The sequence below is a fragment of the Piscicoccus intestinalis NBRC 104926 genome (assembly GCF_001515525.1).
In the GTDB taxonomy this organism is placed as follows: domain Bacteria; phylum Actinomycetota; class Actinomycetes; order Actinomycetales; family Dermatophilaceae; genus Kineosphaera; species Kineosphaera intestinalis.
On sequence record NZ_BCNQ01000155.1, the window covers coordinates 1 to 10592 of the forward strand.

Annotated in this window: 11 protein-coding genes and 1 pseudogene; 4 read left to right on the top strand and 8 right to left on the bottom strand. The window is 66.4% G+C overall.

Annotation, left to right across the window (positions count from 1 at the left end):
• Window positions 1-403: 403 nt before the first annotated feature.
• The 6 genes from PINTE_RS18085 to PINTE_RS18105 all read right to left on the bottom strand — a co-directional run bounded on the left by PINTE_RS18085 (window position 404) and on the right by PINTE_RS18105 (window position 6104).
• The gene (locus tag PINTE_RS18085; protein WP_068433559.1) at window positions 404-2758 is read right to left on the bottom strand and encodes a heavy metal translocating P-type ATPase; all 2355 of its coding nucleotides are present in this window, start codon (window positions 2756-2758) and stop codon (window positions 404-406) included.
• A gap of 175 nt (window positions 2759-2933) precedes the next feature.
• Window positions 2934-3029 carry a cation transporter gene (locus tag PINTE_RS25135; protein ID WP_157087347.1) on the bottom strand — a complete coding sequence of 32 codons (96 nt, stop codon included), beginning with the start codon at window positions 3027-3029 and terminating at the stop codon, window positions 2934-2936.
• Window positions 3029-3298 carry a hypothetical protein gene (locus PINTE_RS18090; RefSeq protein WP_068433549.1) on the bottom strand — a complete coding sequence of 90 codons (270 nt, stop codon included), beginning with the start codon at window positions 3296-3298 and terminating at the stop codon, window positions 3029-3031. The genes PINTE_RS25135 and PINTE_RS18090 overlap by 1 nt, the downstream gene beginning before the upstream one ends.
• Before the next feature lie 118 nt (window positions 3299-3416).
• The gene (locus tag PINTE_RS18095; protein ID WP_235435565.1) at window positions 3417-4154 is read right to left on the bottom strand and encodes a F510_1955 family glycosylhydrolase; all 738 of its coding nucleotides are present in this window, start codon (window positions 4152-4154) and stop codon (window positions 3417-3419) included.
• 167 nt (window positions 4155-4321) lie between these two features.
• Complete coding sequence (locus PINTE_RS18100; protein WP_084343777.1) at window positions 4322-5872, bottom strand: multicopper oxidase family protein; 1551 nt, start codon at window positions 5870-5872, stop codon at window positions 4322-4324.
• The gene (locus tag PINTE_RS18105; RefSeq protein ID WP_068433555.1) at window positions 5862-6104 is read right to left on the bottom strand and encodes an SHOCT domain-containing protein; all 243 of its coding nucleotides are present in this window, start codon (window positions 6102-6104) and stop codon (window positions 5862-5864) included. The genes PINTE_RS18100 and PINTE_RS18105 overlap by 11 nt, the downstream gene beginning before the upstream one ends.
• 166 nt (window positions 6105-6270) lie before the next feature.
• On the opposite strand from PINTE_RS18105, the gene PINTE_RS18110 reads away from it, so the two are divergent.
• The 4 genes and pseudogenes from PINTE_RS18110 (at window position 6271) to PINTE_RS18120 (ending at window position 9336) form a co-directional block, all read left to right on the top strand.
• Entirely contained in the window at window positions 6271-6996 is a 726-nt protein-coding gene (locus PINTE_RS18110; RefSeq protein WP_040564081.1) for a response regulator, read from the top strand.
• Window positions 6993-8108: a sensor histidine kinase gene (locus tag PINTE_RS18115; protein WP_068433557.1), complete on the top strand. Its 1116-nt coding sequence runs from the start codon at window positions 6993-6995 to the stop codon at window positions 8106-8108. Before PINTE_RS18110 ends, PINTE_RS18115 begins: the two co-directional genes overlap by 4 nt.
• A gap of 224 nt (window positions 8109-8332) precedes the next feature.
• A pseudogene (locus PINTE_RS24575) lies at window positions 8333-8649 on the top strand (ISL3 family transposase); the annotation flags it as partial.
• A gap of 39 nt (window positions 8650-8688) precedes the next feature.
• On the top strand, window positions 8689-9336 hold the full coding sequence (locus PINTE_RS18120) for a DUF488 family protein, N3 subclade (protein WP_157044302.1): 648 nt from the start codon (window positions 8689-8691) through the stop codon (window positions 9334-9336).
• On the opposite strand, the gene PINTE_RS18125 is transcribed toward PINTE_RS18120, so the two are convergent.
• Both PINTE_RS18125 and PINTE_RS18130 read right to left on the bottom strand, forming a co-directional pair.
• Complete coding sequence (locus PINTE_RS18125; RefSeq protein ID WP_006594883.1) at window positions 9324-10160, bottom strand: DUF8757 domain-containing protein; 837 nt, start codon at window positions 10158-10160, stop codon at window positions 9324-9326. The genes PINTE_RS18120 and PINTE_RS18125 overlap by 13 nt on opposite strands.
• Before the next feature lies 1 nt (window position 10161).
• Window positions 10162-10592 (bottom strand): abortive infection family protein (locus tag PINTE_RS18130; protein ID WP_169798568.1); only part of this gene is annotated, 431 nt, incomplete at its 5' end.

Sequence of the window (10592 nt, forward strand, 5' to 3'; positions counted from 1 at the left end):
CCAGCACGGACCGGTCAGGCTCGAGCAGTTGGCCGGTGACCTCCAGACCGAGGCCGTCGAGGCGGGTGAAGGTAGTCAGGTCAGGTCGCGTGAAGGTAGCGTCGGGCACGTCGAGGTCTTCCGGACGGGTTGTGTGAGAACTCCCATCATCGGAAGACCTCGACCCTCACCCCGACACCGACGCGCCGCCCCAGGTCACACCACCGCTACACCCTCATCTGTGAAGAGCCTCATAACGCGACGTCTATGTTTCATACAAACCGCGTTTGTGAAATCTTCGCTGCATCTCGACAACACCTGTCGAGATGCAGCGAAGAGTGCTTGATGTCGTGCGGGGCACTTTGCAGAGATCGGCTCGTCCGGTGGTTCGTGCAGTCTCCGTGCGTGGCCCTCCGGCGTGGTCTCAGGTGATTGTTTGTGCGCGGAGGCGGAGGGCGTTGCCGATGACGCTGACGCTCGATAAGGCCATGGCTGCGGCGGCGATGATCGGTGAGAGCAGGACTCCGAAAACGGGGTAGAGGACGCCGGCGGCGATGGGGATGCCGAGTGCGTTGTAGACGAACGCGAAGAACAGGTTCTGTCGGATGTTGCGCATGGTTTTCTCGGAGAGTTCGCGTGCACGGACGATGCCGGTGAGGTCGCCCTTGAGGAGGGTGACTCCAGCGCTCTCCATGGCGACGTCGGTGCCCGATCCCATCGCGATGCCCACGTCAGCGGCAGCCAGTGCGGGGGCATCGTTGACGCCGTCGCCAGCCATCGCGACCACGCGGCCTTCGCCCCGGAGCTTGGTGACGATGTCGCTCTTGTGGTCGGGCAGGACTTCAGCTTCAACCTGGTCGATGCCGAGCGTCTTGGCCACAGCGTGGGCGGTGACTTTGTTGTCGCCGGTGAGCATGACGATCCGGATGCCTTCCTCCCGCAGTGCCTTCAGCGCGGCCGGCGTGGTGGGCTTGATGGGGTCTGCGATCGCGAAGAGGCCTACGAGCCAGCCATCGGCTCCCATGTAGATGACGGTGGCTCCGTCGCCGCGCAGCTCGTCGGCACGGTCCCTGAGATCGGCGGTGTCGATGTGGTGGGAGTTGAGGAAGTCGGAGCTGCCGAGGACCAGGACTCGCCCTTCGACGGTGCCGATGACGCCGCGGCCGACTGGTGAGTCGAAGTCTGTGACGTCGGGGACGGGCAGGCTCCGGACGGTGGCGGCTTCGACGATGGCCAAGGCGAGCGGATGCTCGGAGGCACGCTCGACACCGGCCGCGAGGCGCAACAGGTCGTCCTCGGGCCACTCGCCGGTGGTGATGATGCCGGTGACGGTGGGCCGGCCCTCCGTAAGGGTCCCGGTCTTGTCGACAACGAGGGTGTCGACCTTCTCCATACGCTCGAGCGCCTCGGCGTTCTTGATCAGCACGCCTAGTCCCGCGCCGCGTCCGACTCCGACCATGATCGACATGGGGGTGGCCAGCCCGAGCGCGCAGGGGCAAGCAATGATAAGGACCGCGACTGCGACGATGAGCGCATGGGCGAGTTTGGGGTCTGGCCCGACCAGCGCCCATACGATGAAAGCGACGACGGCGACGACGATGACGGCCGGCACGAAGATGCCGGCGACCTTGTCGGCCATGCGCTGTATGGGGGCTCGGGAGCGTTGCGCGTCGGCGACCATAGCGACGATCCGGGCGAGCATGGTGTCGCGGCCGACCTTCTCGGCGCGCATGATCAGGCCGCCACTGCCGTTGATGGTGCCGCCGATGACGGTGTCTCCGCTGGTCTTGGTCACGGGCATGGATTCCCCGGTGACCAAGGACTCGTCGACTGCTGAGCGGCCTTCCTCGACTGTCCCGTCGACGGGCACGGCCTCGCCGGGGCGCACCCGCAGCCGATCCCCGAGTTCGACCGTGTCCAGGGAGATCTCTTCGTCATCGCCGTTGTCACTGATGCGGTAGGCGGTCTTCGGTGTGAGATCCAGGAGGGCCCTGATGGCCCCGGAGGTCTGTTCGCGGGCCCGCAGTTCGAGGACTTGCCCGAGCAGGACCAGGGTGGTGATGACGGCAGCGGCCTCGAAGTAGACATCGACGGTGCCCGCGTCGCCGCGGAAGGAGGCGGGGAAGGTCCCGGGCGCTACGGTCGCGATGACGCTGAATAGCCACGCGATGCCGGTGCCCATCGCGATGAGGGTGAACATGTTCAGATTGCGGGTGCGGATCGAGGCCCAGCCGCGCACGAAGAAGGGCCAACCGGCCCACAGCACCACCGGAGTGGCCAGGATGAGTTGGAGCCAGACGGAGGTAAGCGCGGAGATCAGGTCGTGCAGGAAGGGGATGAAGTGGCGGCCCATCTCGAGGATCACGATCGGGATGGTCAATGCGGTGGCGACCCAGAAGCGGCGGGTCATGTCGGCAAGTTCCGGGCTGGGACCGGTGTCGGCGGTGACGGTGACCGGCTCCAGAGCCATCCCGCAGATCGGGCACGGCCCCGGACCAGGCCGGCGGATCTCGGGGTGCATCGGGCATGTCCACTCCGCAACCTCTTCGTACACGTCCTGGTTGCGCGAGGCCGCGTCGTCGGACCCTTGTGGGGGCGTGAGGAAGCTGGCCGGGTCGTGCTCAAAGCGGTCGCGGCAACGCTCGGAGCAGAAGTGGTATGGCGTGCCCTCGTAATCGAGGGTCAGCGCCGTGGTCGGGTCGACCTGCATCCCGCAAACAGGGTCGGTCACGGACTGGCTGGTATTGGTGATGCTCTGGTGCTCATGGTCGTGCTGCATGTCCGGGTTCTCCTTCGGCACAACTCGTGACGCCCGTTGTGGTCGCCGCGGCTGGGTGTGGGTCAGTTGCGGCGGGCGGTGTAGCCGGCCTCGACGACGGCGCTGACGACAGCGTCGTTCGGAGACGTGACCACTAGTAGTGATGATCAGTTCGTCGGTCGCTGACCGTCAGGTCTTACACGCCTGGCAGTGCGGATGCCTTGTCGCGGACCCTGCTCTCGCAGTGGCCACAAGCCATTCCAATCACGGCATACGTCTGGGTGGAGTTCATCAGGTCTGGCCTCTTCTGTTCATCCAGGCCATCATCAGGCCCATCATGAGCAGGCAGCCGGCGGCGTAGATCAGGCCGCCGAGGCCGAGGCGGCCGGTGGCGATGAGGACACCGACGAGCAGCACCATGGGCAGGCACATCAGCCACATGAGCCAGTGATGGCGGGCACCGTGGTTCGTGCGTGGCGGCTGGGTGTCCTCAGGGGCCGACGTGCTGGTCGGGGTGGTGAAGGCGACGTACTCGTCGGGTCGTCGTGCCGAGTGGTTCATCGTTGATCTCCTTGGGGTTACTCCAGGGGCGTGCCGCCTCGGTGTTCTCAGCCTGGAAGGCCGTTGCCGAGGCGGGGCCGTGGTGACGTGAAGGTCTCGTCAAGATCGCGACGCCGGATCATGGCAGAAGGTTCTCGGTAGTGGTGCCGCCATCGAGGGTGCGCAAGACCTTTCCGTCGGCGACGACGACGATCTCGAGGCGTCCGTCCTGGCCGCGCCCCGCGTGCAGCGCCTCGGCGGCGCCGACGCGTGTGGGGTTGAGGGTCCAGGTGATTCCGGCGTCGCTGCTGACGCCCAACTGGCCGGTCGTGGTGGCGATGACCATGGTCTTCTCATCGGCCCAGGTGACCAGGAGCGCCGTCACGGGCGGGGACAGTGTTCGCCAGGTGGCCCCGGTGTCGCTGCTGGCCAGGAGCCCGGCTTCGGTGGTGGCGAGCAGTGCCCCACTGGTGGGGGCCGCAGCCAATGTGCGCGGCGGAGCTGGGATTGAGCGGGTGGTCCACGTCGTGCCGTCGGTGCTCGACCGAAGGACCCCGTCGAAACCGATGACCGCGGTGGATCCGGCGGTCAGGGCGTGGAAGTCCGACTGGCCGCCGCGGGAGGCCACTCGCCAGCTTCGGCCGGCATCGGTGGAGGTGATGAGCCCAACCGGCTGTGGGAGGTCGACGCCGACGCCGGGGTGTCCGGAGGCGTAGTACGTGCCGTCGGGAGCGACGGCAAAGCCCATGAGATCGATGACCGGTCCGTTCTGGACGAGGTCGCCGTTGACGTGACGGAAGAGTCCCTCGTGGGTGGCCAGGAGGAGTTCCCCTGACTTGGGGTCGCGGGCCACGGCGTGAATGTGGGTGATCGCCACGGGAGGCCGGCTCGACGAGGCCGACGCCGGGGACGAAACTGGCGCCGCGGCAGGCGACCCGCCGCGTGCCGAGGGGGTGGCGGTGCCCGGGGAACCACAAGCGGTCAGCACGGCCATTGTCGCGAGGGCGCTACCGGCGAGGAGGAGCCGACGGCGGGCGCGGGTGCTCACGTCGCGTACTCCAGCGCGATCATCATGCCGGCCTCGGCGTGGTAGATGTTGTGGCAGTGGATCATCCAGTCGCCGGCGTTGTCGGCGTCCAGGTCGATCGCGAAGGACTGCATCGGCGCCATGAGGACGGTGTCCTTGCGCAGCCCGGAGGGCAGGGCGAAGGTGTGCCCGTGCAGGTGCAGCGGGTGGGTCATCATCGTCTGGTTCGTGGCGTTGATCCGCAGCCGCTGGCCGGCCTTGACGGTCAGTGGTTCGTTCTCCCCGAACTTGGCGCCATTCATGCCCCATTGGTAGGGCTTCATCGAGCCTTGCAGTGCGAGGTCGACGGTGGCATCCGGGGCCCTGTCCGGTAGTTTCGCGGACTCCGCCGGCCGCAGCTGGGAGCCGATGAGGACCTGCCCGGACAGATCCGCCGGAGCGGCGTCGACGCCGGGCGCGCTGCCGCTGCCGGTGCGGACCACCGCGATCGCCTGGCCGCCGCTGGTCTTGCCGAACGGGCGGGCCACGAGCGGGAACACGCCGTCGCCGAGGGTGACGATCGCGTCATAACGTTCACCCATCCCGATGTAGAACGCGCCAGCCTCGGTCGGTTCGACGGCGTGGCCGTCACTGTCGGTGATCGTCAGCCGGTGTCCGCCGAGCGCGACGGTGAAGATGGTGTCAGAGGCGGCATTGATGACGCGCAATCGGACCCGCTGACCCGGCTTGGCGGTCAGAACATCGGGGTCGGTGGGTGGTTTGCCATTGATCAGGAAGAACGGGTAGGTCACGTCCCCGGCATCCACCCACGGAGGCGTCCCCATCGACATTCCGCCCATCGACCCATGGTCCATCCCGCCCATCGACCCATGGTCCATCCCGCCCATGCCGCCGCCGGAGGCGGGACCGCCGTCGGCGATGAGTTTCTTGAGGACGTCATCGGGTGTCGTGCCGGTGCCGTCGATCCAGTCATCGAGGACGACGATCCACTCGGCGTCATAGTCGCCGGCTTCGTTCGGGTCGTCGATGATCATCGGTGCGTACAGGCCTCGGTCGAGCTGGACTCCGACGTGGGGGTGGAAGAAGTAGGTGCCCGGGTCGGGTGCGGTGAACTCGTACACGTATTTGGTTCCGGAGCTGATCGGGTCCTGGGTCAGGCCGGGCACGCCGTCGGCGGCGTTGCGCAGCCGGATCCCGTGCCAGTGGATCGTGGTGTCGGCCGGGAGCTGGTTATCCAGGGACACCCGCAGGAAGTCCCCGGAACTGGCCCGGACCAGCGGCCCGGGGAGCTTCCCGTCGTACGCCCAGGTCGACACGGTTCGACCGCCGAGGTCGAGACTGACCGGCTTGGCCACCAAAGTCTTCTCGACGAGACGTTGGCCCGGCGACGGGGAGAGCGGGGCCGGGGCGCCGAAGGTGCGCGACGGCATACCTGCCTTCCCCGGCACGGATGTGGTGCATGCGGCCACGGTGGCGGTGGCGGCGATGCCGAATCCGCCGAGGAGGATGTTCCGGCGCGAGAGCAGGGGGGAGGTCATGGTTCCTTTCACGGTGGGGTCAGTGGCCATCGACGATCAGGCGGCGTCGTTGCTCGTACTCCTCGACGCTCACCTCGCCGCGCGCCAGGGATTCCTTGAGCAGCGTCAACGGATCGGGGCGATGCATGCCGCCCCCCTGCCGATCCCGGGCCGGGAGCAGGGCGCGAACCACCAGGACCACGGCGATCCAGAACGTCAGGGTTCCGGCGGCCATCAGCAGCCACATCCACCAGCCCATGCCGTACCCGTTGCCCCACATCATCGGTGCTCTCCTAACGCTGTCTGGTCGGCCTCGAGGAGGCGGACATGACCACTGTCCGTGGGCGACCTCAAGGCCCGGCCGTGGTCACGTTGAGATTTGACGAAGATCGTCCCCGAGAAAGGCCGGGAGTGGACGAGGTTCGCTCTTGAGCCGGGAGACTGAGGCGGTGAGCACGAACCCCACACCACCACCGACAAGGGTGCTGGTCATCGAGGACGAGACCACGCTGGCCGGCCTGATCGCCGCCTACCTGTCCCGGGCCGGGTACGCCACGACGACCGTCCACACCGGACCCGACGGGGTGCAGGCCGTGCGCGACCACGCCCCCGATGTCGTCATCCTCGACTTGGGGTTGCCCGGGCTGGATGGCATCGAGGTATGCCGCCAGATCCGAACCTTCTCCGACTGCTACGTCATTGTCGTCACCGCCCGCAAGGACGAGGTCGACACCCTCATCGGCCTGTCCGTGGGCGCGGACGACTACGTCACCAAACCGTTCAGCGTCCGCGAACTCCTTGCCCGCGTCCAGACCGTGCTGCGCCGCCCCCGGAGCGGGCCCACGAGCGCATCAGAGACCTCGAGCAGCGAAGCGATCCGAGTGTTCGGGATACTCCGTGTTGACTTTAACGGTCATCGCGTCCACTTGGCCGACACCGAGGTGGCCCTGACTCCGACGGAACGGGACCTCCTCATCACGCTGGCTCGACGACCCACGATGGCCTTCACCCGTCGCCAGCTCATCGATGACATCTGGGGAACCGACTGGGTCGGGGACGAGCACCTCGTCGATGTCCACGTTGCCCACCTGCGCCGCAAACTCGGCGACGATCCCGACGCCGGCCGCTACGTCACGACCGTGCGAGGCATCGGCTACCGGATGGGACAAGGATGACCACCACCCACAGCCCCTCGTCGACCGGTCTCGCGACCAGGCTCCTGGCCGGTCAGGCCATCGTCCTGGTGGCCAGCGCACTGACCGTGGGACTGGTCGCAGCCGTCATCGGGCCCCCGATCTTCCACCAGCACCTTCTCGAAGCCGGACACCAGCAGAACTCTCCCGAGCTCGTCCACATCGAGATGGCCTACCGCGACGCATCCCTCATCTCCGTTGGGATCGGTCTGCTCATCTCGCTGCTCGCCGCAGGCGCCGTCACCTGGTTCCTCACCCGCCGACTGCGCCGCCCCCTCGAGCAAGTCACCCACGCGGCCCGCGAACTGACCATGGGGCACTACGCCATCCGCGTCCCTGCGATCGCTGCCGGCACCGAACTCGAAACCCTCGCCGCAGCCTTCAACACCATGGCGGCCCGACTCGACAGCGTCGAAGACACCCGTCGCAGAATGCTCTCGGACCTGGCCCACGAACTCCGCACCCCCATCGCCACCATCAGCGCGTACCACGAAGGCCTCCACGATGGCGTAACCAGCCTCGGTCCCGAGTCCAGGGCCGCACTGGAGGAACAGACCCAACGGCTGGCCCGTCTCGCCGACGACATCGACGAAGTCTCCACCGCAGAGGAAGGCCGACTTGCGCTCGACCTCCGCAGCCACCATGTCACCGACCTGCTCTGGGCCGCACACGAAGGCATGCGCGACCGGTACGCCACCAAAGGCGTGAATCTCCTCATCGACGAGCGATCAGTGGCCGGACGCCAGGTACTGGTGGACAGAAGCCGCATCGGACAGGTCCTGACCAACCTCCTGAACAATGCCCTACGCCACACCCCGGCTGGCGGCACCGTCATGATTTCGGCGGCCGGCGATCGCGACCAAGTCGGCATCACCGTCAGCGACAACGGTGACGGCATGACGCCCGAGCAACTCGACCACGCCTTCGAGCGGTTCTACCGAGGCGACGCAGCACGCACCCGGGACCGCACCGGCTCAGGCATCGGCCTGACGATCAGCCGGGCCATCATCAACGCCCACGGCGGCAGCCTCACCGCAGCCAGCGCAGGCCCGGACCACGGCAGCACGCTCACCATCAACCTGCCTACCCCGTAGCAGCACCCCAAATCAGCGCCTCAGCCTCCTTGACCGCGAGCGACGCCGACCTGACGGCTCATCCAATCCGAGGTGTAGGTGGGCCTGAGGGTATGGCGCGTCGGTGACTGGGTTGGCGTCAAGGTCTCCCTGAGGATGGAAGTTCTCACACTCCCCATCCGCAATACCTTCCCCGGAGGGGGGAACCCCCAGATGCGCCTGACGCTACCTTCACTTCGCCCGACCTGACCGTGTTCACCGGTCTCGATCATCTGGGGTTGGAAGTCACCGGGCATCCGGTAAAGACGCAGAACGCGGTCCAGGCCTGCCGTGTCGTCGAGCCCGACGACTGGTGCCACCGGTGTGGAGAGCAGGGCGTGGCTCGGGGGAAACGGTGCAGCGACAGCTGGCGCATGTGCCGTTCGGGTGGCGACCGCCGATGCTGTTGGTCACGGTGCGTCGCTACAGGTGCACCGGGTGAGGTCATGTGTGGCGTCAGGACCCCTCGCAGGCGGCGATGCCGGGGGCGAAGATCTCCCGGGCCTGGGTGGCGTGGGCACTGGCTGGCCCTGGGGTGAGGTCGTAATGCTTTACTACTCTCGTGACCCGCCAGTCTTCCGTTCATCCGTCCCGGAGTCAGGTGCTCGGTTCTGCGATCGCCCAAGCGCGTCGGGAGTTCGCCATGACGCAGGGGCAACTCGCAATCGCCTCCGGGGTGGGACTTGAGACATTGCGAAAGCTCGAGCAGGGGCACGTCGAACAGCCTGGAGTGTTTCGGATCGCCGCCATCGCGGACGCCCTGAAGACGACCGTGGACGCGCTGCTGCCGGCGCGACCGAATCGAGTGTCGTCCGTTGGGTATGAAGGCTGCGAGATCACAACCTTCATCGACGCGATCCAAGCGGCCGGCATTGATCTGGTCGCCGACGTCCGCCTCACACCGTTGAGCCGGAAGCAGGGGTTCAGCAAGGCGCGCCTGGGCGCGGCTCTCGGAGACATAGGGGTGCGATACGAACATCTGCGGTCTTTGGGGAATGCCAAGGAGAACCGGCCACTGTTTGCCGGCGCAGAGTTGGAGGTCGGGCGGGCACGCTATCGGGCTGGCCTTCGGACCCCCGAGGCGCGGCACGCGCTCGGTGAGCTCGCCTCTTGGAGGCAGGAGCATCATGTCGCTCTGCTCTGCTTCGAGAGGGACGAGGAGCGGTGCCATCGCTCAGTCGTGCTCGAGGAGCTCGCTCAGTTGGGGTAGTACACACCGAGCACGTGGAACACGTGGTGGCGTTTGGCTTGGTTGCCCACAAAGAAGGCGGGTGTCCGGGGCGGCTTGAACATAATGTCGACGAACCGCTCCTTGAGCGCGGCGCGGACAGCGGCCTCGGTGCTGTTACCGAGGCGGCGTTGGAGCGCTACGAACTCCCAGTCGATGATGCTCTGGTCGTGGCTCTTGCATTGAGGGTCGTAGCATTTCCATCGGTAGTGACCCTCGAGTCGTGGAGCCTGGAGCGGGCTCTTGTCTGAGTCGTCGAACAAGTCCATCTGGTTCACGTACGCGTCGATCTTGGCCTGTTCTTCTGGCGTCCAGCCGGCGTGATCAGTGATCCGCAGATCGATCAGTTCCCGTACAGGGACGAGCCCGAGCGATGGCGCCGCCGATGCCTGCTGGTTCTGCCGGTTCAGTTCGCACATGGTGTCCACAGTCGTTGGGTCGAGAAGTGCACGACGACGCTTCCAGGGATCGAGGTGGTCGATCACGACCATGGTGGACATATCCGGTTGCCATGACTCGACACGGGAGTCGCCGGTGGCGGGCGTGGCCCTGACTCGGATGATGTCGTATTTCTTGAACTTCTGGTCCTGCTCGAGGAATCGGAAGTTGATGGGGTACAGGCGGATCCAGCGCGCTTCTGTGCGGCCGCGGGAAAGCCCAAGGCCGGCCACGCATACAGTCTCGCCCGCTTTCGCTGACGGGTTGGGCGCGGCTTTGACGGTGATGAGGACCTCCAGTTCGTCCGGGCGGGCGGGCTTTGGAACCTCCCGGTCTGGCCCGCCGAACAGAGCACCTTGGCTGGGCACGTCAGCCCTTCTCTCGGTCGAGTCTGGCGAGCATGTAGTCCGCGACTGTGGCGGCTTCGCGGACGACGAGCATGGCGAGATCCTCGGAGACACCGCTGGGCAGAGTCCGGCCGTGGCCTGTTCCTTGCAGGTTGCGTAGCTTGTTGATCTGGTCGGCAATGTTCCAGGTTGACTGATGGATTGCGCGAATGGCTTCGACGCCCGGCAGGTTGGGGTCGACCTGCTGGGGCAGCACGCCGAGCCGCTCCCTGGCGAGGTGCCATAACTGGTCGTATGACATCTTGTTGCCCACCGGAATGCCGAGCTCTTCTAGGACGAATTTCGACACAGACTCCAGGAGTTCCTTGGCGGTCCCGATGAGCAGCGCCGGGTCACTGGTGGAGCGACGAAGGCGATCGACCTGCTCCTCGAGGGCTGGCCGGCCACCGGTGT